The sequence below is a fragment of the Bacillus sp. 41-22 genome (assembly GCF_025809295.1).
GTDB lineage: Bacteria > Bacillota > Bacilli > Bacillales > Bacillaceae_G > Bacillus_A > Bacillus_A mycoides.
Genome location: NZ_CP084035.1, coordinates 5,138,167 through 5,160,873, shown reverse-complemented (window position 1 = coordinate 5,160,873; position 22,707 = coordinate 5,138,167). Strand labels below are relative to the sequence as shown.

Sequence of the window (22,707 nt, the reverse complement as noted above, 5' to 3'; positions counted from 1 at the left end):
TGAGGGGAAGGGGAGAATGAGATGACTAATATAAGAAAGATTGCTGAACTTGCTGGTGTATCTGTTTCAACTGTTTCACGTGTACTCAATAATCATCCGTATGTGAATGAACAGAAACGAAAAGAGATTTTAGCGATTATTGAAGAATTAAATTATACGCAAAATGTGAATGCGATTCATTTAGTGAAAGGAAAAACGAATGTAATTGGCGTGTTATTGCCGCACGTAAATGATCAATATTACAGTGCCATTATTGGGGGGATATCAAAGGAAACCGCAAAGAACAATTATAATATGATGCTTTGCCAGACAAATTATAGCGAGGAAAAAGAGCTTGAAATTTTACATATGTTAAAAATGAAAAAGCTTGATGGAGTAATTATATGTTCACGGACAAATAGTAAGGAAAAACTTGAAGAGTATACGAAGTTTGGTCCAATTGTGATGTGTGAAGAAATAGATTCAAAATTCATTTCGAGTGTACATATTGATTACTACAAAGTATTTTTGCGCGGGATGAAAAGCTTAATAGATGCTGGTCATACACGTATCGGATATTGCATTGGAAGAAGTAATAGTATTAATAGCCAGAGGCGAAAAAAGGCGTATGAAGATTCACTTCAACAGATTGTTGTAACACCGTTAGATGCCTGGAAGTTTAAGGGCTGTTTTACGGTGGAAGATGGGCGCAATGTAGTCAGGGAATGGGCTCGTATGTCTGTAAAACCGACGGCTTTTCTTGTATCTTGCAATCATATTGCTGCAGGAATGGTAACGGAGGCGAAAAAACAAGGAATTCGTATCCCAGAGGATATTACGATTATCGGATGTGATGATCAAGAGGTGGCAAATATATTAGGTATTACGACGATTTCGCATTCTAGTAAAAATGTTGGTGTAAAGGCATTTGAATTATTATATGAAAAGATTAATGATGAGGAAATAGATGTGAAACATGTAGAGTTATTACCAGGTTTGGTAGATAGGGAAACGACATAATAGAGAAGGTGTGAAAATCGCTTTTCGAAAATTCGTTTGGTATAATTATGGACAATCTATAGGGGCTAAAAGGGGTTTTGATATGAGATCAAAATTAGTAAAAGTAATTCTACTCATTACAATTGCGTCTTTCTGTTTATTTGCATACGGTTTTGTTTCGGGTGTAAATGATGTATTAAATCCGAAAGCTTCAAAATTAATTACGAAGACTGACGTATTGGAAAAAGAGAAAAAGAAAACAGGAACGTTACAAGTAGTTAGTTTAGGTGATTCGTTAACGCGCGGCGTTGGTGATAAAGAAGGAATTGGCTATATTGGACGAATGAAAGAGAATTTACAAAAAGATTATAAACAAAAAGTTGCACTAAGCAATTTGGCAGTTAGTGGTGCGAAAATGCCTGATTTATTAAAACAAATCGAAAGCAGCGGAGCTCAATATTCAATTAAGCAAGCAGATGTAATTGTTTTAACAATTGGAGGAAATGATTTATTCCCAGGATGGGAATCGCTCGGAAAGATAGATTTAGAGACGTATCGTCCTGATACGGAAACGTTTCAAAATGAAGCGAAGAAAATTATAGAAGAAATTCGTAAATTAAACACAGATAGTCCTATTTTTTGGCTAGGTTTATACAATCCTTTTGAGGATGTAGAAGATTTAAGAGGTTCATCAAATATTGTTGTTGATTGGAATGCTTCTTTAGAGAAGTTAGCATTAAATGATAAAAATGTATATATTACACCGACATTTGATTTATTCCAAAATCGTGGGAAAGATTTATTATACTCCGATCATTTTCATCCGAATGAAGTAGGCTACACATATATGGCAGAGCGATTAGTCCAAAACGTCGTAAGTAAATTAAAACTAGAGCAAGGAGGGATAAAATGACGACGATACTTTCTGTACGAGACTTGAAGAAGGTAATTGGAAAGAAGACGCTTGTAGAGGACATTTCATTTGATGTAAAACAAGGAGAAGTATTTGGCTTTTTAGGACCGAACGGAGCCGGGAAAACGACAACAATTCGAATGTTAGTCGGACTGATTAAAGCGACAGAAGGTACTATTTCTATCGGTGGTTATTCTATTAAGGAAAATTTCAGAGAAGCGATGCGTCAAATTGGAAGTATAGTTGAAAACCCAGAGCTTTATACATATTTAACGGGATGGGAAAACTTAAAGCAATTTGCGCGCATGCTTGGTGATATATCAGATGAACGTATTATTGAAATTGCAAAAATGGTTCATTTAGATGAGCGTATTCACGATAAGGTAAAAACATATTCCCTTGGTATGAAGCAGCGTCTTGGAATTGCACAGGCGCTGCTTGGAAACCCGAAATTGCTCATATTAGATGAACCGACGAATGGTTTAGATCCAGCTGGGATTAGAGAACTTAGGGAATTTATACATAAGCTTGTAAAAGAAGAAAATATGAGTGTATTTATTTCGAGTCACTTGCTAAGTGAAGTGCAACTGATATGCGACCGTGTTGCTATTATTCATAAAGGAAAAATGATAACAGTTGCACCTATTGAAGAGTTGATCAAAACAGCGAGTGATCGTGTGGAATGGGTCGTTACACCGATTTCCAAAGCGAAAGACATGTTAGACGCTGCTGAAGAGATAGAGGAAGTTAGTGTAGAAGATGATCGTTTATTATGTCGTATGGATGTTGCGTCTATTAATGTTTGGAATAAGCATTTTGTAGAAAACGGGATAGATGTACATAGCGTCAAAGAGCTTGTATTTACGCTAGAAGATTTATTTATTGAACTCACAAGGGGTGAGCAACATGCGTGAATTTGCGAATCTAGTTTTAAATGAATCAGAAAAGATTTATCGTAAGAAACGAATTGTTGTTGTCATGCTTATTTTAGCAATCTTGATTCCACTTTTTGTGTATGCTCAGTATCGTGAAATAGAAACGACGCAAAAAAGGCTTGGTACGACCGATTGGAAAGTATCATTACAGCAACAAATTGTTGATTCACAAAACCGCTTGAACAATTCTAGATTGCCAGAAGAATGGCGGGATTGGTTAAAAGTAAGAGTGGAACAACAACAATATTATTTAGATCATAATATTAATCCGACTGCGCCAGGAGCACCGACATTTGTGAGGGCGTTTATTGAACAAGGAATAACGTTATTTATTCCATTGCTCGTTATGATTGTCGCCATTGATATTGTTTCAGGAGAACGAAGCGATGGTACGATGAAAATGCTTCTGACGAGGCCAATTCGGCGCTGGAAAATACTCCTTAGTAAATATGTGACGATGTTATTTTTCATTTCGCTCATATTGCTTCTTGTCGGTTTGTTTGCTTACGCATTATCAGGGCTTGTATTTGGATACTCTGGATGGAATTTACCTGTGTTAACAGGATTCGTCATTGATAAGGAAACGTTAAATACGAACTTTGTCCACCTTATTCCGCAGTGGCAATACATTTTAATGGCGTACGGACTAGCTTGGTTTGTTGCTATCGTTGTTGGAACTATATCATTTATGGTCTCTGTTTTAATTCGTAATACACCAGCTGGTATGGGCGTTATGTTAGCTGCGTTAATTGCAGGCGGCATTTTAAGTTCATTCGCAACGTCTTGGGAAGGTGCGAAATACATTTTTAGTGTCAACTTATCGCTAACGGATTATTTATCAGGAAAACTGCCTGCATTACAAGGATTATCAATGGGATTTTCTTTAATAAATTTAACGGTTTGGGCAGTAGTATCTCTTATCATTTCGTTTGTAGTATTTACAAGGCAGGATATGGTGAATTAATTGGATAGGAAGTGAAGGCATGGAAAACATTTTGCAGAATGATTGGGGACCATTACTGGGGCCAGAATTTGAGAAAGAATACTATCAAAATTTAGCTAACTTTTTAAAAGAAGAGTATGAGGAGCATGTGATTTATCCAAAGGTAGAAGATATTTTTAACGCTCTAGAGTATACAAGTTATGAAAATACAAAGGTCGTTATTTTAGGACAAGACCCATATCATGGACCGAATCAAGCGCATGGTTTAAGCTTTTCGGTACAACCTGATATTAAAACGCCGCCATCATTGCTAAATATGTATAAAGAACTTCGAGATGAATATGGTTATGAAATTCCGAATAACGGTTATTTAGTAAAGTGGGCGGAGCAAGGAGTTTTATTATTAAATACTGTGTTAACGGTTCGTCAAGGTGAAGCAAATTCTCATAAAGGAAAAGGATGGGAACATTTCACAGATCGTGTAATCGAGTTATTAAATGATCGTAAAAAACCAGTTATTTTCATATTATGGGGACGTCATGCACAGGCGAAGAAAAAGTTAATTACGAATACGAATCATTATATTATCGAGTCCGTACATCCAAGTCCATTATCAGCAAGACGAGGTTTCTTTGGAAGTAAGCCGTACTCTAAAGTAAATACGATTTTAGTTAATATGGGCGAAAGAGAAATTGATTGGGAAATTCCAAATTTATAAATAGAAAAGGTAGTTAACAGTTGTTAACTACCTTTTTATTATTGTTGTTCGTTCTTTAGTTTTGCATCTAGTACAAAAGTACCAAATGGGATAACTGATGAAACGAATGCCCCAAGTGCCCATAAAATTGATTTACGGTGTACGATTGTTACTTGAATTACCGCAAAGATGAATAGAATAAATAAAACGCCATGAGCCATGCCTGTAATTTTAACAGCTGTTGCAAAACCTGCAAAATATTTTAATGGCATTGCTACAAATAATAGTAATAGGAAAGAAATCCCCTCAATTAAGCCGATTGCTCTTAATCTTCCGATTGGTGTAGATAACATGAAGTAGCCTCCTTTAATGTATGCTTTTATATAGTAAATTTGTATTCTTTTTCAAAATGAAATAGTCTATTTTGTTTAATTATATACAAAAAGAAAGTTTACACTACGAGAATAGTGCAAAGTTCAAAATATAGTCACAAAAGCATTGCAATTTAAATAAAAACCTATTTGAAGTATTTGACTTCAAATAGGTTTTATGAATGAAAATATTAAACAAGCGCTTCGCTTTTTAGTACAAATTTCTCTACAACTTTAGCAACACCATCGTTCATATTTGTATCTGTCACATAGTTTGCGATTTCTTTAATATCATCGGGTGCATTGCCCATCGCAACGCCAAGACCAGCAAATTCAATCATCGCTTGATCGTTATAGCTATCGCCCATTGCGATAACTTCTTCGCGTTTAATACCAAGTTTTTGGATTAGTTGGTTTAGGCTTGTTCCTTTTGTAACACCATGTTCAGTAAATTCTAAGAAGAATGGTTTAGAACGCATAACGCTTAATTGGCCTTCTAGTTGTTTTTGTAGTTTCTTTTCTACTTCAACAAGACGTTCAGCTTCTTTGTTCATTAATACTTTTACTACAGGCTCTGTTACAGCGGCTTTAAAATCATCTACTACAACGATTGGCATACCAGTAATGTCGCCCTCAATTTCAGTATACGGATTATTTTCTTCCGTTACGATATCATCGCCAATATAAGTATGAATCCATACGTCTTCAGTTTTACTAATTTCAAATAGGTTGTGAACGATTTCAGGAGATAGCGTACTACTGAAGATTTCTTCATTTGTTTTACAATTAATAATTTTTGCGCCGTTAAAAGATAGAATGAAGCTACCGTATTCCTCTAAACGAAGTTCTTTTGCAACATTGCGCATACCAAACGTTGGGCGCCCAGAAGCAAGTACAACTTTAACTCCTTGCTCTTGTGCTGTCATTAAAGCCTCTTTCGTACGAGGTGAAATTGTATGGTCGTCGCGTAATAAAGTATCATCTAAATCTAAAACAATCATTTTATAAGTCATATAGAAAATTCCTTTCTTTGTTGAAATAGAAATAAATTTTTATGAAGATAGTGGGGAATATATAGTAAGACATCGAACTTCTTTGCATGAAACTAGGAGAAGTTCTGCATTATTAGTATAAATTATCATGAGCGTGTTGCCCATGATAATTTATCATTATCGTAACAACTCTAAAGATAGAGTGCAATAATGGAAGTTTTCCAATTTACGATGGTTGTTTTTCGTGCGAACGAGAAAATAATATTTCCAGCAAGATAGCCATTACAGATCCAAGAACAAGACCGTTACTTAAAAATGATGCTAAAAATGGTGGTAGCGTAGAAAACGCTCCAGCTGGAACGAACATAACGCCGACTCCTGTAAAGATTGAAAGACCCGCTACTTTAAATAATTGTTCTTTATTTTGTACAGTGTCATATTCGCGGAAAGCGAGACCAATCATGCTTGCAAATACAGGATAAATCGCAGCATACCCAACTGCAACGGGGATGGCTGCAAAGAATGAAGTAATCTTTGGGAATATACTAACAAGAATGATAAAGCTTGACCCTAACATAAATGGAAGGCGCTTATAAATATTTGTCGTTGCAATAAATCCTGCGGATCCAGAAATGGCAACAGGACCAATGGCTGAAAATAGACCGCCTAGCAATTGATTTATTCCTGTTATAATGCCAGCTTGTTTGAAGCGATTCTCCGCAGCATCTTCTTCATACTTAGAAACAACCTTTTGTACAACGCGAATACTTGCTAACATATTTGTTAGAAGTAGTAGTGTGACGAAAACTACCGTAATTGCCATGTTCCATTCAATGCGAGGCATTCCGAAAACAAACAGAGATGGAAGACGAATTATATCTGTCACAGGTGTTACTGGATTAGATAATCCGAAGCACGCAAATAATATCCAGCCGCAGACGATACTGAAAAGAACGGAATATTGTCCAATAATAGGTAGCTTCATAATGAAAAAAGATAGTAAAATAACAATGAGTGAAAGAATAAATACCTTTGGCTGTACTTCTGTATGTTGTCCATCAAGGCCAAACATGCCTTTTAAGAAGGAGCCACTAAGTTGTGCGACCAAAAGGAATAAATACGTTCCAATTACTGTCGGTGTAAAGTAACGAACTAGTTTATCAATAAGTCCAAAAACACTAAGAATAATACAAATGATGCCACTTAATAGGAAAGCGTACTGAAGGACCTTAAGTGTTTCATTGCTTGATCCAAATAATACGACGCCTAAACTTGCATACAAGGAGAAAATTCCCCACCAAAGGCCTGCAGGACCTTCTTGGATAGGAAGTTTATGACCAAATATAGCTTGCAAGAGACCAGCAAAACCGAGAACAAATAATGTTCTTTGTACAAACGCGATAGCTTCAGCGCCATCAAGGCCGTAACTAGTTGCGACACTAATTGGTACAATAAGACTTCCAGCTAAAATAAATAGTGCCCATTGTAAGGCAGAAAGAAATAGCTTCATTATATCAACCTCTTTCATAGATTCCGTTTTCTAGTATATACGTATTTCATTTCCTCTGGCAAAGATTGTAGATAGAGAAAAGAGTTGAAACATAATATGAATGTACGGAAGCAATTATGGATAGCGATTATATGTATGACTTTTGTTGTAATTCTAGGAATGCTATGATTTATGACAATTGAAGAGATTAGCCTGTTTCAAGCATTTTGGATGACGATGATTACTGTATTAACGGTTGGATATTGCGAATCCGTTAACAGTGCATTATATTGATACAGTATTGTATGGAATAGAGCAATCATTTGTAATTGAAGAAATTCAAGTTGGTAAAGGTTCTAACTTAGCTAGTAAATCGTTATTAGAGAGTAATGTGAGAAATCAATTTGGTGTAACAATTTTAGCGATTTTAAGAGATGGGTATATTATCCATAATCCAACGGGGCAGGAAAAACTGCAAGAACATGATATGATAATAGTATTTGGTTCAGTGGAGAAACTGAGGCAATTTGAGAAAGAACTACAAAGTAAGAGGTGACAAGGAATGCAAGTATCTAGCGATAAGGTTTTAAATAAAATGGCGAGTGAAATTGCAAAGGCAAAAAGTAGTGAAGGACAAAAATCAAAAGAGCATTTATTAGTTGTGCGTGCACTATGTGATTTATTATTAGATGAACAAGTTGAGCCTTCTACGTATAGAGAACCACAAGTTCAATCACAAATAATCGGATCTCAGCCTATAACAACAGTTCAACCGGTTATGCCAGTTTCTGGAGAACCTGTGTATATAAAAGAAGAAGGTGCAAATGGTAATTCTTTATTTGATTTTTAGGGATTAAATCGTTTGGATTATATGTGAAAATTGCTTATGATAAAAATAAAAAGGGGAATTAAGATGAAAATTTTCTTTTTACTAGGTTGTATTGCAGCGGGGCTATCTGTTGCATTAGGGGCTTTTGGAGCACATGGTTTAGAAAATAAAATTTCTGCAAAAATGTTAGAAGTGTGGAAGACGGGCGTTACATATCAAATGTTTCATGCAGGTGGCTTATTCGTAATTGCTCTATTAATGGACAAAATGCAATCATCACTTTTAAACACTGCAGGTTGGCTTATGGTAGCTGGGATTATTATGTTCTCAGGCAGTCTTTATGCATTAAGTACAACAGGTATTAAATTCTTTGGCCCAATTACACCCCTTGGTGGTGTAGCGTTTATTGTGGCGTGGATTTTAGTCGGAACTGCAGTTGTAAAAGGGTTATAAAAAACAAAAGCTGGCATTCGCCAGCTTTTTTTTATGGTCTTGGAGCATAAGTTGCTTGTTGACCAGGTAAATACGTAATTTCTCCTGGGAATTCTACATAATCTAAATAAATCATTAGTAGTAAAAAGCGTTTTCCAGATTTCGGCTCACTAATTACGATATGATCACGGCCAGCTGCCTCGATGATCCCTGTATAAGATTGTGTACCAAGCGAACTACCGCGTTCATAAGTCATTACAACTGTAGCTGGCTTACCCTTATTTAAACGAAGGATGTTTTCAATATACGATTGCTCTAGTGGTAACATACCTTGAGAAACTGCAAGTTGAGCCTGAGCAGCTTGTTGTTGCATCGCTTGCTGTTGTTGCTGTTGCTGCTGTTGCTGTGGGGTCATTTGTTGTGGTTGCACATAAGTTCCGGATGGTTGATAAAAACCTGTTCCATAGTATGGGTTTTGTTGCTGTGCCATTCAAAAATCCCTCCTCATTTTCATTCCTTAATATACGCCAGGACAATCTTCACCAGATGGTTGGAAGAAGCAGTGCTTTTTAAAACGTCCTGAATTTTGTTGGTTATACCAAGTTGGCGGGCAAGGACCTTCAGGCCTAAAGAACCATAAGGAAAAGTTGGCGGGCCAAAAACGTTGTCCCTGAATTGTCCGGCGGGCTAAGGCGATATCTTGTTCTCTCGCTCGTTGATAAAAATACCCTTTTTGAGTTGCTTCAAAACCACCAGGATTTTGATAAACCATCTGACGTAAATTTCGGACTTTTTTAAAGTCTAAGCAATCTCCGCGGACACGATTTACGCCGACATTTCCAACCATTAACATGCCTTGTTGTCCTTCTCCTTCAGCTTCGGCACGCATGAGTCTAGCTAATAACTTTACATCTTCTTCTGTATGCGCGATAACACCCATTATGTGTCACCTCTCTTTTTGGAATACCCTTCGGAAAGAGGTTTTTTCTAGATGAAGTGTGGAACAATTACTAGTTCATACGTATGAGAAAAAGGACGCAGATATGACAACCAAACGAAGTTTTACATCTAGAGGGGAAAATAAAAAAAGCTAGCGTGAGCTAGCTTTTCATCATTAAAATACTTTAGACCATAAATTTGAGAAGAAATCGCCAATTGAACGCATTGTTAATACGAACCAATTTGCTTTTTCTACTTCTTCAGTCGTTTTTGCAATAACTTTTATACTTTTATTTCCGTCTAAGAAACCATATTTATCAGATGGTTCTAAGACGATTGAACCTACCTTTGCATCTTTCTTAATAGGAGCAACTAAATGCTCATCTTCAGCAAGTGATTTATCTGCTTCAGTAGAAATTTTGTAAGGGGATTTGCTACCTTTTGCAGTAACTACTGTCACTTCTTTTTCTGGTGCAACTGTTACGTAGTCTTCTTTTCCTTTTACTACAGAAATTTTGTTGTTTTTATCTATTTTTAATTTCTGTTTTTCGAAGTTATTAAATCCATATTCAATTAATGCGCGAGATTCTGTGAAACGTTCGTCCATTGATTTCGTTTTAATAATAACAGATATAAGACGTAAATCACCGCGTTTTGCTGTAATGGTAAAACCATACCCAGCTGTATCGGAACTTCCTGTTTTTAAACCATCTGCTCCTTCATAAGAGAAAGCAGCACCTGGTAACATCCAGTTCCAATTTTCCATACGAATTGGTTTTGGATGATTATCTGGGAAGTTTCTAAATCTTTGTTTTGTATCCTCTAGCATTTCTGGATACTTTGTAATAATTGTTTTTGAGAGAATACCCATATCGCGAGCTGACATGGAGTTTTCTCCATTCGGATCAGTTCCTTCAGGATGTTTTCCTTTTAAATCAGCGTTATTTAACCCAGTAGCGTTTACAAATTTATATTTCTTTAACCCTAGTTTTTTCGCATGTTCATTTGCGAGATTTAAGAAGTTCTTTTCACTTCCTGCAAGTAATTCTGCTAAAGCAATACTAGATCCATTTGCAGAGAAGATAACGATAGAATGGTATAATTCTCTTACAGTATATTGACGTCCTTTTTCGAACGGCACGTTAGAGAATTCATTATTACGTGAAACTTCATAAGCGTAATCAGAAATAGTTACTTTCGTATCCCAAGTGATTTTTCCTTCTTTAATTGCTCCTAATACGGCATAAATAACAATTAATTTTGACATACTAGCGATAGCTAGTAATTCATCTGGATTTTGTTCATGCAGTATTTTTCCTGTATCCGCATCAAATAGCAGTGCAGCAGCTGCCTCTATATGTATTTTTTCTTCTGCATGGGATGTTGTTACTCCTAAGGAAGAAATTGACAATAGAGACGCTAGTAAAATAGACAAGATTTTCTTCATATACATTATCACCTTCGCATCGTTATTAGCATATAGCTCGTACCATTTTAGCATAAATTTGGATATAGAAAGGTTACAATTTTGTAAGGAAATTGAAAAGAATTTGTCGATTTTTGTTCAAATTCGCAGAGAAAAGAAGTTTTTTGTGGGTAAATATAGAGGATAATAAAAAAAGGAACGAAATTCGTTCCTTTTTCATTATTATATGTGTAAAAATTTCTCTACTTTTTCGTCTGGTAAAATGTTCCCAACGAAGAATGTACCGAATTCACCGTAACGGGCACTTACTTCATCGAAGCGCATTTCATATATAAGCTTCTTAAATTGAAGAACATCGTCAGCGAATAATGTTACGCCCCACTCGAAATCGTCGAATCCGACTGATCCTGAAATTACTTGGCGTACTTTCCCTGCGTATTGGCGACCGATTTTACTGTGACTGTACATCATTTTTTTACGTTCTTCCATAGGAAGCATGTACCAGTTGTCATCACCTTGGCGACGCTTGTCCATTGGATAGAAGCAAATATGATTTGCTTTTGGTAACTCAGGATATAAGCGAGCTAAGATTTGTGGGTTTTGGTATGGATCTTCATCAGCTGGAAGGTAGTTGCTTAGTTCAACAACAGATACGTAAGAATATGCAGGAACTAAATATTCAGCTAATGTTGTTTTATTTAATTCTGTTTCGATTTCATTTAACTCTTCCATTGTTGGACGTAAGATCATAAGCATAATATCTGCTTTTTGACCAACAACTGTATACATTGCATGACTGCCTTTTTTTGCAGTAGCTACTTCGTTCCATTTTTCAACGACATTTAAAAATTCAGACACTGCTTGTCCGCGTTCGTCACTAGATAATGTTTTCCATGCTGCCCAATCAATAGAACGTAAATCATGTAAACAATACCAGCCATCTAACGTTGTTGTTGCTTCACTCATTCTATTCACCTCAGTTAATGATATTTTACACGTTAACTATAGCATATATAGGATTAAAAACATCTACATAAAGTTTCAGCGCATAAAATTGTCACATTTAAATTTACTTGAAAATAGGAGGAGATAAGGCTTAAAGGGGCTTTATTTCTATGCTGAATTTTATGAAAATATAATCATTTTCATTTTATCTATTTTTTGGGAGCTATAAGTTTAAAATATAGAGGAAAAGCAGTATTCTTAAAGATAGAGTTTTTTAACATATGTAGGAGGGTTTATTCGTGAGCAACTTATTTACAACAGTAAAAGAAAAAGTTCAAGGAAAAGGCATTTCTATCGTACTTCCTGAAGGAACTGATGAAAGAATTTTAGGCGCTGCAGAGCGTTTAGCAAAAGAAGAGTTAGTAAAACCAATCTTAGTTGGTAATAAAGAAGAAATTAGCGCAAAAGCAGCTAGCATGAACTTAACATTAGCAGGCGTTGATATTTATGACCCAGCTACATACGAAGAAATGGATGCAATGGTAGCATCTTTCGTTGAACGCCGTAAAGGTAAAGCAACAGAAGAAGATGCTCGCAAAATCCTTAAAGACGAAAACTACTTCGGTACGATGCTTGTATACATGGGCAAAGCACAAGGTTTAGTAAGTGGTGCAGCTCACTCTACAGCTGATACAGTTCGTCCAGCACTTCAAATTATTAAAACAAAACCAGGAGTTACAAAAACTTCAGGCGTATTCATCATGGTACGTGAAGAAGAGAAGTATGTATTCGCTGATTGCGCAATTAACATTGCACCAAACAGCCAAGATTTAGCTGAAATTGGTATCGAAAGTGCGAAAACTGCTGAACTATTCGGTATTGACCCACGCGTTGCTATGTTAAGCTTCTCTACAAAAGGTTCTGCGAAATCTCCAGAAACAGAAAAAGTTGTAGAAGCAACTCGCATTGCAAAAGAAATGGCTCCTGAATTAACTTTAGATGGAGAATTCCAATTCGATGCTGCATTCGTACCATCTGTAGCTGAGAAGAAAGCTCCAGGTTCTACAATTAAAGGTGATGCTAACGTATTCGTATTCCCAAGCTTAGAAGCTGGTAATATCGGCTACAAAATCGCTCAACGCTTAGGTAACTTCGAAGCAGTAGGACCAATCTTACAAGGTTTAAATATGCCTGTAAATGATCTGTCTCGTGGATGTAACGAAGAAGAAGTGTACAAGTTAGCTTTAATTACAGCAGCTCAAGCACTTTAATTCTATAACGAATTAATATGAAAAAAGACCATCCTATTTCTTTTGAAATGAGGGTGGTCTTTTTGGTTTCTATTTTTCTAAACCAAGTGCCTTATTATTACGGTCAATAATACGTTGTAAATTCGTCTCATATAAAGGAACTTCATCTACTGTTAGCTGAGATGGTGTTAACTTTGGCGCGAATTGTTGCAACGTTTTTAAAAGGCGCATCATTAAATCTTGCACTGTAATTGTTTCGCCAAGTAATTCAGATAGTGAAGCCATCGTACTCGGTACAATTTCAGGATACGTAAATCTTGTTTCTTCGCCTTGAATTGCTACGTTGTAAAAATCACGAACGAGTGCGGCACGCTCAGATCCGCTTCCTGTCGCACATAAGTAAATTTGTACAGCAACGCCTCCGCGAATACGACGCTGAGAAATACCAGCAAATTTTTGATCGCGAATGCTCAAATCGTAGCTACCAGGACAATAAGAACCAACAATTTCTTTTGCTTCGATAGTAACATCGTAATCTTTTAACATTTCCTTAATTAAATGCCACATCGTATCGTATCCAAGGTCGATATCGATACCCTTTTCTGTTTCTTGGAATAAAAGTGATACGTTTAAAACACCTTCATCAAGTACGACAGCAAGTCCACCAGAATTACGAACGATAACATTGAAGTCGTTTTCTTTTAAAAAGGAAATACCTTCTTCTAAATGTGGTAGGCGTGAATCTTGAATGCCAAGAACAATTGTATTGTGATGAACCCAAGAGCGCATTGTTGCAGCGGATAGACCATTTCCAATACTTGTGCATAACGTGTCATCCATTGCGAATGACTGAAGTGCATGGAAAGTTGGTCCTAAACTAGACTGATCTACAATACGCCACTTTGGCTGAGATAAAATCGAACGGGAATTGCTCATATAACTAACCCCTTATTTTTAAAATGACAATCTCTATTATAGCAAAAAATGTAGAAAGGGGTTTTCTCATATATAAAGGGAAGTTTAGAGGTGAAAGAATAAAAAGGATGCATTGCATGCATCCTTTTTATTCTGCAATTTTTTCTAAGTTACCGTTTCGATCCATGCGGAAAGATGTTTGTGAGCGTTCCTCATCATCCATTACTGCTAATTTACGAGCACGGTTCATAATATTCATAAGTGTTTCGTAATCCTCTTGTACAGTATGAGATTGTTGTTCTAATTTTTCTAGTTTCTTTTCTAGTTCTTCATTTCGCAGGATTTGCGTTTTAATTTCTTGTTTCAATCTCGTATTCTCGTTTTCAAGAGCTGTTACTTTTATATTTGAAGATCCAACTGTTTGTAAAAAGTAAATAACATCTTGCATTGTTATTGAGCTTTTTGGAGCAGGGACAGTCGGCTTTTGATATGGAGTAGCTTCTGTATATTGAACAGCTGTTTCATACGGTACGTGTTCTTCATAATCAGTTATCGCCGCCGCTGAAGCTGGTGGTGTGTAAAGCAAACGTTTTTTTGTCTGTTCACCGCCCGCAGCACGCATTTTATCTTTACGATGTTTTTTTGCTAGTTGAAGAGCTTGTTCATAGCTATAGCGAACAACAGCATTCCAGCGGAAACCACAAGCAGCAGATGTGCGATTTAACTGATCTCCTACTTCTTCAAAAGCATTTAATTGAGTACTTCCTTCTCGAACATGGCGAAGCACCGTTTCAGCAAGTAATAAATCGTCCTCGTCTGTCCAAGCATCTTGTCTTACTTTCATAGATTCAACTCCCTTTCTTTTTATGAACTTCCTATTTTTATAATGGGCAAAAAAATGAGCTTTTATACAAAGCTTTTAAAAATATGGTAGATTTCAATGAAGAGAAGAAATGTGGCTATGAATGATGAAAGCTTTTGAAGGAGAAAATATAAAAAATAGGTGGCTTTATATAGGAATAGAGCTACGCCCGGAGACTTGCAACAAGCTTCAAAGAGCGGTAAAATACCATTTAGTGTTTATTTTTAAATGTACTTGTGAAAAGTTTAAAATAGAGGAAGTGTTATATATAATGGGAAACGAATTTCGTGTGTGTGATGATTGTCAGGCAACGAACGTTAAAACGTTGATTCCGAAGTTGAAAAAAGTAGATTCATGTGCAACGATTGAGGTTGCATGTCAGTCTTACTGTGGCCCTGGTCGTAAAAAATCATTCGCGTTTGTAAATAATCGTCCAGTTGCGGCTCCAACAGAAGACGAATTAATTGTAAAAATTGAAGCAAAATTAAATAAGTAAGAAAAAGAAGAGTGAACAGATTACTCTTCTTTTTTTATGTCCATAAGATAGCGTTTTGTATGAATTCGTATTTCAAAATAATGGTTGACAGTCTTTTGACGTGGTAGGTAGAATAGAAAGTGTCTGATTCTGATAATCATTATCACGAAAAAGGTCAATTCACCTAATTTTTTTATTATTATTTGAGAATAAATTTCATTTTATTAAATATATGTTGTTGGTTAGGATGGTTGAGGGATGGAAGCGAGCGCAAGGAGTATAGAACAGCAAGATGTGAATGTTAAAGAGATTAAGAGCAGACCGCTCGTTGCTTCTATTATTTTAATAGCAGGCACAATTTTGTTAGCTTTAAGTATGGCAGTTTCTATTTCGTTTGGTGCAGCAGATATTAGTTTAAAGACCGTTTGGCAAGCTGTATTTCAGTTTGATGGTTCCATAACGCACCATAACGTAATTCAAGAACTTCGCATGCCTAGAGCAATAGGGGGCGTAGTTGCAGGTGCTTTTTTAGCGGTATCAGGTGCAATTATGCAAGGTATGACACGAAATCCACTTGCATCTCCATCGTTAATGGGGATTACAGATGGTGCTGTATTCGGAATTGCAATTATGTATGCATTCTTCCCTAATTCACCTTATTTAATGTTTGTTATCGCATCTTTTATTGGAGCTGCGTTTGGAGCGAGCATTGTATATGGTATTGGGTCTTCTTCACCAGGTGGATTAACGCCTGTAAAATTAGCTTTAGCAGGTGCAGCAATTAGTGCTTTATTAGGGGCAATTTCATCTGGAATTGCATTGTATTTCAACCTTGCCCAAGAGGTAAGTATGTGGAATGCAGGCGGTGTTGCCGGAGTGAAATGGCAAAGTATTAATATGTTAGTACCGATTGGTCTTGTTTGTCTCATTATAGCAATTATGATGTCGAGATATATCACAATTTTAAGCTTTGGTGAAGAAATTGCGATTGGACTTGGTCAAAATACGACATTAATTAAATTTATCGGAACAGTACTTGTTCTTGTATTAACAGGTTCTGCGGTTTCTATGGCAGGATCAGTTGGATTTGTTGGACTTGTAATTCCGCATATGACTCGTTTCCTTGTAGGCTCAGATTATAGATGGGTTATTCCATGTTCTGCGGTCTTAGGTGGATTGCTAATTGAATGTGCAGATATGTTATCTCGCGTTATTAATCCACCATTTGAAACGCCAATTGGAGCAATTACAGCGCTAATTGGGGTGCCATTCTTCCTCTACTTAGCACGTAATGAAGGGAGAGGAAAGATGTGAGGACGAGCGTCTTAACAAAAAAGAACGTTTCTATTTTAACGATTTTAGTAGGATTAATTGTTGCTGTATTTTTAATAAGTTTAAATACAGGAACATTTAAAATTCCTCCAATAGATGTATTAAAGTCACTAGTTGGATTGGGTGCAGAAGATCAATCTGTTATTTTATTTGAATTTCGTATGCCGCGTATGGTTATTGCTATATTAGTTGGTTCTGCATTAGCTATGTCAGGTGCAATTTTGCAAGGGCTATCACGAAACCCACTTGCTGATCCAGGTATTATAGGTATTAACGCCGGAGCGGGATTAACAGTTGTTGTATTCGTCTACTTTTTCTTTGGAAAAGTTGGAACTGGTACATTTTTATCTGTATTTATCCTTCCATTCTTCGCGTTAGTTGGTGCGATATTAGCAGCGGTTATTATTTATTTACTAGCATGGAAAGACGGTGTTTCATCAACTCGATTAATTCTTGTTGGTATCGCTGTTGCAGCCGGATTTGGTGCGGTTAGTTTAATTTTCTCTATGAAGATGACATCTAACGACTTCCGTTTTGCAACGATTTGGTTGGCAGGAAGTTTATGGGGAACAGATTGGAAGTTCGTACTAAGTGTACTCCCATGGATGATTATTTTCTTACCACTTGCCATTAGTAAAGCGCACATATTAAATGTAATGAATTTAGGCGACTCTACAGCAGTTGGCCTTGGTGTAAACGTAGAAAAGGAAAGACGTAAATTATTATTTATTGCAGTTTGTTTAGCTGGTGCATCTGTTGCGGTGGCGGGAGGCATTGGTTTTATCGGTTTAATGGCTCCGCATTTAGCGAGACGCCTCGTTGGTGGTAAACATCAAATTATGTTACCAACGGCTGCATTAATAGGAACGTTCTTGCTTTTATTTGCAGATGTAATTTCAAGAAGTGTGTTACCAACTTCAGAAATACCGGTCGGTCTTGTTATTTCTGTAATTGGTGCACCATATTTCATATATTTACTTATGAGGACAAAATAAAGGGAGGCTTTTTGTATGGCAACTTTAGCAGTTGATGCGGTATCTGTTGGGTATAATGAAGGGTTAATTATAGATGGATTAACAGTTGAAATTCCGGAAGGACAAATTACAACGATTATTGGACCAAATGGTTGTGGGAAATCCACATTATTAAAAACGGCTTCTCGTATTTTGAAAGCAAAACGAGGTACTGTTTATCTTGATGGAAAAGCAATTGAGAAACAGCCAACGAAAGAAATCGCAAAGAAAATGGCGATTTTACCACAAACTGCAGAAGTGCCAACAGGCCTTACTGTGTTTGAACTTGTTTCATATGGACGTTTTCCTCATCAAAAAGGATTTGGAACATTGAAAGAAGAGGATTATCGCTACATTCATTGGGCACTTGAAGTGACGGGGATGACAGAATTCGCAAATCGTCCAGCAGAAGCTTTATCAGGTGGTCAACGTCAACGTGTATGGATTGCGATGGCTCTTGCACAAGGAACAGATTTACTTGTGTTAGATGAACCAACAACATACTTAGATATGGCTCATCAACTTGAAGTATTAAACTTACTGAAGAAATTAAACAAAGAAGAAGGCAGAACGATTGTTATGGTTATTCACGATTTAAATCATGCTTCTCGTTTCTCTGATCATATGATTGCATTAAAAGCAGGTAAGTTAATGAAACAAGGAACGCCAGATGAAGTTATGACGAGTGAAACACTTCGTAACGTATTTGAGATTGAAGCGCAAATCGTTCCATGTCCAGTAAACTGTAAACCAATTTGTTTAACATACGATTTAGCGATGATTAATAATCAATTGCGTAAAAAAGTATAATTAATAGAATTTCCCCCTCTTAAAGAGGTGAGAGGGGGAGTTCTAATGGACGTTGAGCTTCTTACCCACGGATGGGAAGTTGAACGCCCGTTAGAACGGGTTATAAACAACAATTAATAAATATATATTAATTAATTGTTGTTTTGTTTCTTATAGTTACATGCAAATTATAAGAGAAATACAGCTAGAAGGAGTCGGAATATGAAGAATTTTAAAATGGCACTATTAGCAATGGTACTAGTTGTTACTTCTGTACTATTTGCAGCTTGTTCTAACAAAGAAGAAGAAAAGAAAGCAGATGCGAAAACTGAAGAGCGCACTGTACAACACGCAAAAGGGGAAATTAAAATCCCTGCAAATCCAAAGAAAATTGCTGACCTTAGTGGTTCAACAGAAGAATTATTAATTTTCGGTATGAAACCGATTATTACTGCAAATACAACACAAGAAAAAATTGATTCACATATTGAGAAGAAATTGAAAGATGTAAAACCGGTTGGTTCTGCGTGGGGCGATAAAATTAACATCGAAGCAGTGGCTGCTGCAAAACCAGATTTAATTATTGTAAACAATCGTCAAGAAAAGATTTATGATCAATTATCTAAAATTGCACCAACAGTTATGTTAAAAACTCCATTAGACCAATGGCGTCCAAAATTCGAAGAAGTAGGTCAAATCTTCGGTAAAGAGAAAGAAACAAAAGAATGGTTCAAAAAGTATGATGAAAAAGCAAGCAAATTACATGACAAAATCGTTGCTAAAACTGGCGATGCAACATTCATGAAAATGGCTGCATATCCAAATGCATTCCGTGTATACGGTGACTACGGTTACGGTAGCGTAATCTTTGGTGATTTAAAATTACCAGCAGTTAAAGGTACACCAACTGATAAACCGTTAGTACAAATACAAAAAGAAGCTTTAATTGATTACAACCCAGATTACTTATTCGTATTTACAACTGGTGACGGTTCTCAGCGTCTAAAAGAATTCCAAGAAGAATCAATTTGGAAAAATATGAACGCTGTTAAAAACAACCATGTATTTACAATCAGTAATGAAGATGTAAACAAAGGATACTTCCCACTAGGTAAAGAAATGATCCTAGACGAAGTTACTGAGTTCATTTTAGGAAAATAATATATAAAGAAAAATCACCTTTGTTTTGGTAAAGGTGATTTTTCTTTATATAACAGGAATTAATATAGTCTTTCATTTCTTTCTGTTTCCTATATCGTTTATAATATATAGTAAGAATGCAGTAAAGAAAGGGGGATGTCGGAAAGTGGTATATTTAAACGACAAACTCAGCGAAACAAAAGTGTTTAAAGACCCAGTACATAAATATGTACACGTGCGTGATCGCGTTATTTGGGATTTAATCGGAACGAAAGAATTTCAACGCTTGCGCCGTATTAAGCAGCTTGGTACGACATTTTTTACATTTCACGGTGCTGAGCATAGTCGCTTTACTCATTCGTTAGGTGTATATGAAATTATTCGTCGTATGATTGATGATGTGTTTGATGGCAGACCGAACTGGAATGCTGAAGATAGATTGTTATGTTTATGTGCGTCATTACTTCATGATGTCGGTCACGGCCCATTTTCTCACTCGTTTGAAAAAGTATTTTCGTTAGATCATGAGAAATTTACGCAAAAGATTATCGTTGGTGATACGGAAATTAATCGTGTGTTAAGCCGTGTGGATAAGGATTTCCCGCAAAAGGTAGCAGATGTAATTGCGAAAACATCTACTAATAAATTAGCGATTAGTATGATTTCGAGCCAAATTGATGCCGATCGTATGGATTATTTATTAAGAGATGCATATTTTACTGGTGTAAAGTATGGGAACTTTGATATGGAACGTATACTGCGTGTCATGCGCCCGTACGGTAATCAAGTTGTCATTAAAAATAGTGGTATGCATGCTGTAGAGCATTATATTATGAGCCGTTATCAAATGTATTGGCAAGTATATTTTCATCCGGTAACACGTAGTGCAGAAGTAATTTTAACGAAGATTTTACACCGAGCTAAATCACTGCATGAGAAGTATTATGCGTTTAAAAATCATCCTGTTCATTTCTATTCTTTATTTGAAGAAGAAGTGACAGTAGAGGATTATTTAAAGTTAGACGAGAACGTAATGTATTATTACTTCCAAGTATGGCAAGAGGAAGAAGATCCGATTTTAAGTGACTTATGCCGTCGTTTTATGAATCGAAATCTATTTAAATATGTGGAGTTTACAGATAAGCACGGTTTAGATAATTGGATGGAGCTAAGTAGCTTATTTAAAAAGATTGGACTCGATCCAGAGTATTACTTAGTTGTGGATTCAACATCGGATTTACCGTATGACTTTTACCGCGCAGGAGAAGAAGAAGAGCGTCTGCCAATCTTACTTCTTATGCCGAACGGGGAACTTAGAGAGCTTTCGCGTGAATCGGATATTGTTGAGGCAATTACAGGTAAGAAGCGAACGGATCAAAAGCTATTCTATCCGCATGATTTAATCTATGAAGATGGAAGAAAAGGAAAATATAAAGAGAGAATTATCGAGTTGTTAGAAGGAAAGAAATAAGAAGCAGCAAAGAGCTGCTTCTTATGAAAAAACTTGAAATTATTTGTCGCTTAAGCGTTTTCCGCCAACTGCATAATGGTTTTTAGACATTTCTTCGATGAAAACAACGATGTTTTCTTCAGGAGCACCAGTTGTTTCGCTTACTGCTGCTGTTACTTTCTCAGCAAGAGCTTTCTTTTGTTCTTCTGTGCGTCCTTCTAGCATTTTCACTGTTACGTATGGCATGTATAATCGCTCCTTTTATGTAAGTTACACTCTTATTATAGCGGATTATGAGGAAGAACAATCGGAAAAACAAATAATTTCTTTTTTTGACATATGGAAGAGGAGATGAGTTATGGATCAGTTATTTAGATACCCATTGCAACAAATTCCATTGGTAGCAATGGCGATTATTATTGCGCTATCTGTGCATGAATTTGCACATGCGTATGTTGCATATAAATTTGGAGACGATACAGCGAAAAAGCAAGGACGTTTAACATTATCACCGATGGCTCATTTAGATCCTATCGGTATGATTGCTGTACTAATTCTTGGATTCGGTTGGGCAAGACCAGTACCTGTTAATCCGTATAACTTTAAAAGACCGCGTCTTGCGGGAATATTAGTTTCTATTGCGGGACCGATAAGTAATCTTATCTTAAGTGCAATAGGTTTAATTATTTGGTATAGCTTAATAACGTTTGGTGTGTTAGATGCGATGCCACTTGCAGTAGCAGATACGCTGGATCAATTTTTCCAAATTTTTATTATGCTTAATATTGTTTTACTTGTATTTAATTTATTACCAATCCCGCCACTTGATGGGTATCGCGTTGTGGAAGATTTAGCACCAGCAAATATTCGTGCGAAAATGACACAGTATGAAAAGTATGGATCAATTGCGTTATTAATTCTTGTTATTACACCGCTTAGCAATTACACAATTCAACCTATTTTCAATGTTGTTATTCCATATGTATTAGTATTTTTACAAAATATCATTGCGCCTATTTTCAGGCTTTTTTAATCATTAAGCGAGGAGGAGTTTACATATGACAGAGAAAAAGAAAAAAATCGGTTTTAATATCGTGAAAAATGATTCAACAGATGGACATGGTGGTTTTGGCGTTGGGGCATTAAGTTTAGAAAATATTTCTCCTGTATTTGTTGATGTATTAGAGAAAACTGCGTTCGTTGATATCGGTGCGATGCATGCGCGTAGTACAGTAGAAAAAGGAATTAAGTTTTTAACAAATAAAGATGAAGTTCCAAACGGAAAACCGTTTTGGCTTGTTTGGGTAACAATTGAAAGAACACCAAACGGTGCTTATTACGCAGGTGCAACAGCCTGTGAAATGACAGTTGATCGTGAAATTCGCCGCGGATATAAATCACTTCCAGAGCATGTAAATAAAATGGATAAATCCCTAAAGCGTCACATCATGATTGATCATATGGATGAATCATCTAAAAAAGTACTTGGTACATTCTTAAAAGAGCATAATGAAGCAATTTGGAACGAATCTAGTGAAGAATTGCGCCACGCATTATTAGGCGAATAAAAATAGCTGACGGATTTCCGTCAG

27 protein-coding genes and 1 pseudogene are annotated in these 22,707 nt (G+C 36.3%); 18 read left to right on the top strand and 10 right to left on the bottom strand.

Annotated elements, in window-relative coordinates; genetic code table 11:
* Positions 1–21: 21 nt before the first annotated feature.
* From LCF45_RS26530 to LCF45_RS26510, 5 genes are read left to right on the top strand one after another with little or no spacing between them, the layout of a single operon-like run.
* A complete protein-coding gene (locus LCF45_RS26530) occupies positions 22–999 on the top strand; it encodes a LacI family DNA-binding transcriptional regulator (protein WP_002167305.1) in 978 nt (325 codons plus the stop codon).
* A gap of 10 nt (positions 1,000–1,009) precedes the next feature.
* Entirely contained in the window at positions 1,010–1,891 is an 882-nt protein-coding gene (locus LCF45_RS26525; RefSeq protein WP_002167306.1) for an SGNH/GDSL hydrolase family protein, read from the top strand.
* A complete protein-coding gene (locus tag LCF45_RS26520; RefSeq protein WP_263894395.1) occupies positions 1,888–2,805 on the top strand; it encodes an ABC transporter ATP-binding protein in 918 nt (305 codons plus the stop codon). The genes LCF45_RS26525 and LCF45_RS26520 overlap by 4 nt, the downstream gene beginning before the upstream one ends.
* Positions 2,798–3,790, top strand: a complete 993-nt coding sequence (locus LCF45_RS26515; RefSeq protein ID WP_002089839.1) for an ABC transporter permease — start codon at positions 2,798–2,800, stop codon at positions 3,788–3,790. Before LCF45_RS26520 ends, LCF45_RS26515 begins: the two co-directional genes overlap by 8 nt.
* A gap of 19 nt (positions 3,791–3,809) precedes the next feature.
* Positions 3,810–4,487: a uracil-DNA glycosylase gene (locus LCF45_RS26510; protein ID WP_002130117.1), complete on the top strand. Its 678-nt coding sequence runs from the start codon at positions 3,810–3,812 to the stop codon at positions 4,485–4,487.
* A gap of 38 nt (positions 4,488–4,525) precedes the next feature.
* On the opposite strand, the gene LCF45_RS26505 is transcribed toward LCF45_RS26510, so the two are convergent.
* The 3 genes from LCF45_RS26505 to LCF45_RS26495 all read right to left on the bottom strand — a co-directional run bounded on the left by LCF45_RS26505 (position 4,526) and on the right by LCF45_RS26495 (position 7,339).
* Positions 4,526–4,819 (bottom strand): DUF3817 domain-containing protein, encoded by a 294-nt coding sequence (locus tag LCF45_RS26505; RefSeq protein ID WP_000953390.1) that lies wholly within the window; start codon positions 4,817–4,819, stop codon positions 4,526–4,528.
* A gap of 209 nt (positions 4,820–5,028) precedes the next feature.
* Positions 5,029–5,850, bottom strand: a complete 822-nt coding sequence (locus LCF45_RS26500; RefSeq protein WP_002130116.1) for a Cof-type HAD-IIB family hydrolase — start codon at positions 5,848–5,850, stop codon at positions 5,029–5,031.
* Positions 5,851–6,055: 205 nt separating this feature from the next.
* Positions 6,056–7,339 carry a purine/pyrimidine permease gene (locus tag LCF45_RS26495; protein WP_002167308.1) on the bottom strand — a complete coding sequence of 428 codons (1,284 nt, stop codon included), beginning with the start codon at positions 7,337–7,339 and terminating at the stop codon, positions 6,056–6,058.
* Between the two features lie 171 nt (positions 7,340–7,510).
* Between LCF45_RS26495 and LCF45_RS27185 the strand changes: the two genes are divergently transcribed.
* The 4 genes and pseudogenes from LCF45_RS27185 to LCF45_RS26480 all read left to right on the top strand — a co-directional run bounded on the left by LCF45_RS27185 (position 7,511) and on the right by LCF45_RS26480 (position 8,600).
* Positions 7,511–7,612 (top strand): ion channel, encoded by a 102-nt coding sequence (locus tag LCF45_RS27185; protein WP_002130114.1) that lies wholly within the window; start codon positions 7,511–7,513, stop codon positions 7,610–7,612.
* A pseudogene (locus LCF45_RS26490) lies at positions 7,581–7,874 on the top strand (cation:proton antiporter regulatory subunit); the annotation flags it as partial. The gene LCF45_RS27185 and the pseudogene LCF45_RS26490, both read left to right, overlap by 32 nt.
* A gap of 6 nt (positions 7,875–7,880) precedes the next feature.
* Positions 7,881–8,168 carry a YwdI family protein gene (locus LCF45_RS26485; RefSeq protein WP_001198367.1) on the top strand — a complete coding sequence of 96 codons (288 nt, stop codon included), beginning with the start codon at positions 7,881–7,883 and terminating at the stop codon, positions 8,166–8,168.
* A 63-nt stretch (positions 8,169–8,231) separates the two neighbouring features.
* Positions 8,232–8,600: a DUF423 domain-containing protein gene (locus tag LCF45_RS26480; protein ID WP_002130112.1), complete on the top strand. Its 369-nt coding sequence runs from the start codon at positions 8,232–8,234 to the stop codon at positions 8,598–8,600.
* Between the two features lie 31 nt (positions 8,601–8,631).
* Here the strand turns inward: LCF45_RS26480 and gerQ are convergent, their stop codons facing one another.
* From gerQ to hemQ, 4 genes are all read right to left on the bottom strand, one after another.
* On the bottom strand, positions 8,632–9,069 hold the full coding sequence (gene gerQ, locus LCF45_RS26475; protein ID WP_002068595.1) for a spore coat protein GerQ: 438 nt from the start codon (positions 9,067–9,069) through the stop codon (positions 8,632–8,634).
* Positions 9,070–9,096: 27 nt separating this feature from the next.
* A complete protein-coding gene (cwlJ, locus tag LCF45_RS26470; RefSeq protein ID WP_002068596.1) occupies positions 9,097–9,519 on the bottom strand; it encodes a cell wall hydrolase CwlJ in 423 nt (140 codons plus the stop codon).
* Between the two features lie 174 nt (positions 9,520–9,693).
* Positions 9,694–10,971: a serine hydrolase gene (locus LCF45_RS26465; RefSeq protein WP_116746633.1), complete on the bottom strand. Its 1,278-nt coding sequence runs from the start codon at positions 10,969–10,971 to the stop codon at positions 9,694–9,696.
* Between the two features lie 195 nt (positions 10,972–11,166).
* Positions 11,167–11,910: a hydrogen peroxide-dependent heme synthase gene (gene hemQ / locus LCF45_RS26460; RefSeq protein WP_001287592.1), complete on the bottom strand. Its 744-nt coding sequence runs from the start codon at positions 11,908–11,910 to the stop codon at positions 11,167–11,169.
* A 278-nt stretch (positions 11,911–12,188) separates the two neighbouring features.
* On the opposite strand from hemQ, the gene pta reads away from it, so the two are divergent.
* The gene (gene pta, locus LCF45_RS26455; protein WP_000067219.1) at positions 12,189–13,160 is read left to right on the top strand and encodes a phosphate acetyltransferase; all 972 of its coding nucleotides are present in this window, start codon (positions 12,189–12,191) and stop codon (positions 13,158–13,160) included.
* Positions 13,161–13,229: 69 nt separating this feature from the next.
* Here pta and LCF45_RS26450 read toward each other — a convergent pair whose 3' ends face one another.
* Together LCF45_RS26450 and LCF45_RS26445 are read right to left on the bottom strand one after the other, a co-directional pair.
* Positions 13,230–14,075, bottom strand: coding sequence for an octanoyl-[GcvH]:protein N-octanoyltransferase (locus LCF45_RS26450; RefSeq protein ID WP_078203733.1), 846 nt, complete (start codon positions 14,073–14,075; stop codon positions 13,230–13,232).
* Positions 14,076–14,202: 127 nt separating this feature from the next.
* Positions 14,203–14,898 (bottom strand): RsfA family transcriptional regulator, encoded by a 696-nt coding sequence (locus LCF45_RS26445; RefSeq protein WP_002016365.1) that lies wholly within the window; start codon positions 14,896–14,898, stop codon positions 14,203–14,205.
* A 289-nt stretch (positions 14,899–15,187) separates the two neighbouring features.
* Here LCF45_RS26445 and LCF45_RS26440 point away from each other — a divergent pair, with 289 nt between their 5' ends.
* From LCF45_RS26440 to LCF45_RS26415, 6 genes are all read left to right on the top strand, one after another.
* A complete protein-coding gene (locus LCF45_RS26440; RefSeq protein ID WP_000526075.1) occupies positions 15,188–15,412 on the top strand; it encodes a YuzB family protein in 225 nt (74 codons plus the stop codon).
* A gap of 237 nt (positions 15,413–15,649) precedes the next feature.
* Positions 15,650–16,705 (top strand): FecCD family ABC transporter permease, encoded by a 1,056-nt coding sequence (locus LCF45_RS26435; RefSeq protein ID WP_000388282.1) that lies wholly within the window; start codon positions 15,650–15,652, stop codon positions 16,703–16,705.
* Positions 16,702–17,718: a FecCD family ABC transporter permease gene (locus tag LCF45_RS26430; protein ID WP_002130107.1), complete on the top strand. Its 1,017-nt coding sequence runs from the start codon at positions 16,702–16,704 to the stop codon at positions 17,716–17,718. Before LCF45_RS26435 ends, LCF45_RS26430 begins: the two co-directional genes overlap by 4 nt.
* Positions 17,719–17,733: 15 nt before the next feature.
* Complete coding sequence (locus tag LCF45_RS26425; RefSeq protein WP_263894394.1) at positions 17,734–18,546, top strand: ABC transporter ATP-binding protein; 813 nt, start codon at positions 17,734–17,736, stop codon at positions 18,544–18,546.
* A 201-nt stretch (positions 18,547–18,747) separates the two neighbouring features.
* A complete protein-coding gene (locus LCF45_RS26420) occupies positions 18,748–19,686 on the top strand; it encodes an ABC transporter substrate-binding protein (protein ID WP_002138981.1) in 939 nt (312 codons plus the stop codon).
* Positions 19,687–19,831: 145 nt separating this feature from the next.
* Complete coding sequence (locus LCF45_RS26415) at positions 19,832–21,136, top strand: HD domain-containing protein (protein WP_002130105.1); 1,305 nt, start codon at positions 19,832–19,834, stop codon at positions 21,134–21,136.
* Positions 21,137–21,175: 39 nt separating this feature from the next.
* Here the strand turns inward: LCF45_RS26415 and LCF45_RS26410 are convergent, their stop codons facing one another.
* Entirely contained in the window at positions 21,176–21,361 is a 186-nt protein-coding gene (locus LCF45_RS26410; protein ID WP_001147171.1) for a 2-hydroxymuconate tautomerase, read from the bottom strand.
* 112 nt (positions 21,362–21,473) lie between these two features.
* Here LCF45_RS26410 and LCF45_RS26405 point away from each other — a divergent pair, with 112 nt between their 5' ends.
* Positions 21,474–22,148 (top strand): site-2 protease family protein, encoded by a 675-nt coding sequence (locus LCF45_RS26405; RefSeq protein WP_002016358.1) that lies wholly within the window; start codon positions 21,474–21,476, stop codon positions 22,146–22,148.
* 25 nt (positions 22,149–22,173) lie between these two features.
* On the top strand, positions 22,174–22,683 hold the full coding sequence (locus tag LCF45_RS26400; protein WP_002016357.1) for a YwhD family protein: 510 nt from the start codon (positions 22,174–22,176) through the stop codon (positions 22,681–22,683).
* The last annotated feature ends 24 nt before the right edge of the window (positions 22,684–22,707 follow it).

What these genes read in the sequence shown, in the direction of transcription:
- LCF45_RS26440 (WP_000526075.1), top strand. Translation starts at nt 15,188, where the DNA reads ATGGGAAACGAATTTCGTGTGTGTGATGATTGTCAGGCAACGAACGTT.
- LCF45_RS26500 (WP_002130116.1), bottom strand. Translation starts at nt 5,850, where the DNA reads ATGACTTATAAAATGATTGTTTTAGATTTAGATGATACTTTATTACGC.
- LCF45_RS26510 (WP_002130117.1), top strand. Translation starts at nt 3,810, where the DNA reads ATGGAAAACATTTTGCAGAATGATTGGGGACCATTACTGGGGCCAGAA.
- LCF45_RS26405 (WP_002016358.1), top strand. Translation starts at nt 21,474, where the DNA reads ATGGATCAGTTATTTAGATACCCATTGCAACAAATTCCATTGGTAGCA.
- LCF45_RS26465 (WP_116746633.1), bottom strand. Translation starts at nt 10,971, where the DNA reads ATGTATATGAAGAAAATCTTGTCTATTTTACTAGCGTCTCTATTGTCA.
- LCF45_RS26520 (WP_263894395.1), top strand. Translation starts at nt 1,888, where the DNA reads ATGACGACGATACTTTCTGTACGAGACTTGAAGAAGGTAATTGGAAAG.
- LCF45_RS26515 (WP_002089839.1), top strand. Translation starts at nt 2,798, where the DNA reads ATGCGTGAATTTGCGAATCTAGTTTTAAATGAATCAGAAAAGATTTAT.
- LCF45_RS26445 (WP_002016365.1), bottom strand. Translation starts at nt 14,898, where the DNA reads ATGAAAGTAAGACAAGATGCTTGGACAGACGAGGACGATTTATTACTT.
- gerQ (WP_002068595.1), bottom strand. Translation starts at nt 9,069, where the DNA reads ATGGCACAGCAACAAAACCCATACTATGGAACAGGTTTTTATCAACCA.
- cwlJ (WP_002068596.1), bottom strand. Translation starts at nt 9,519, where the DNA reads ATGGGTGTTATCGCGCATACAGAAGAAGATGTAAAGTTATTAGCTAGA.
- LCF45_RS27185 (WP_002130114.1), top strand. Translation starts at nt 7,511, where the DNA reads ATGACAATTGAAGAGATTAGCCTGTTTCAAGCATTTTGGATGACGATG.
- LCF45_RS26530 (WP_002167305.1), top strand. Translation starts at nt 22, where the DNA reads ATGACTAATATAAGAAAGATTGCTGAACTTGCTGGTGTATCTGTTTCA.
- LCF45_RS26410 (WP_001147171.1), bottom strand. Translation starts at nt 21,361, where the DNA reads ATGCCATACGTAACAGTGAAAATGCTAGAAGGACGCACAGAAGAACAA.
- LCF45_RS26400 (WP_002016357.1), top strand. Translation starts at nt 22,174, where the DNA reads ATGACAGAGAAAAAGAAAAAAATCGGTTTTAATATCGTGAAAAATGAT.
- hemQ (WP_001287592.1), bottom strand. Translation starts at nt 11,910, where the DNA reads ATGAGTGAAGCAACAACAACGTTAGATGGCTGGTATTGTTTACATGAT.
- LCF45_RS26485 (WP_001198367.1), top strand. Translation starts at nt 7,881, where the DNA reads ATGCAAGTATCTAGCGATAAGGTTTTAAATAAAATGGCGAGTGAAATT.
- LCF45_RS26420 (WP_002138981.1), top strand. Translation starts at nt 18,748, where the DNA reads ATGAAGAATTTTAAAATGGCACTATTAGCAATGGTACTAGTTGTTACT.
- LCF45_RS26425 (WP_263894394.1), top strand. Translation starts at nt 17,734, where the DNA reads ATGGCAACTTTAGCAGTTGATGCGGTATCTGTTGGGTATAATGAAGGG.
- LCF45_RS26505 (WP_000953390.1), bottom strand. Translation starts at nt 4,819, where the DNA reads ATGTTATCTACACCAATCGGAAGATTAAGAGCAATCGGCTTAATTGAG.
- LCF45_RS26450 (WP_078203733.1), bottom strand. Translation starts at nt 14,075, where the DNA reads ATGAGCAATTCCCGTTCGATTTTATCTCAGCCAAAGTGGCGTATTGTA.
- LCF45_RS26435 (WP_000388282.1), top strand. Translation starts at nt 15,650, where the DNA reads ATGGAAGCGAGCGCAAGGAGTATAGAACAGCAAGATGTGAATGTTAAA.
- LCF45_RS26495 (WP_002167308.1), bottom strand. Translation starts at nt 7,339, where the DNA reads ATGAAGCTATTTCTTTCTGCCTTACAATGGGCACTATTTATTTTAGCT.
- LCF45_RS26480 (WP_002130112.1), top strand. Translation starts at nt 8,232, where the DNA reads ATGAAAATTTTCTTTTTACTAGGTTGTATTGCAGCGGGGCTATCTGTT.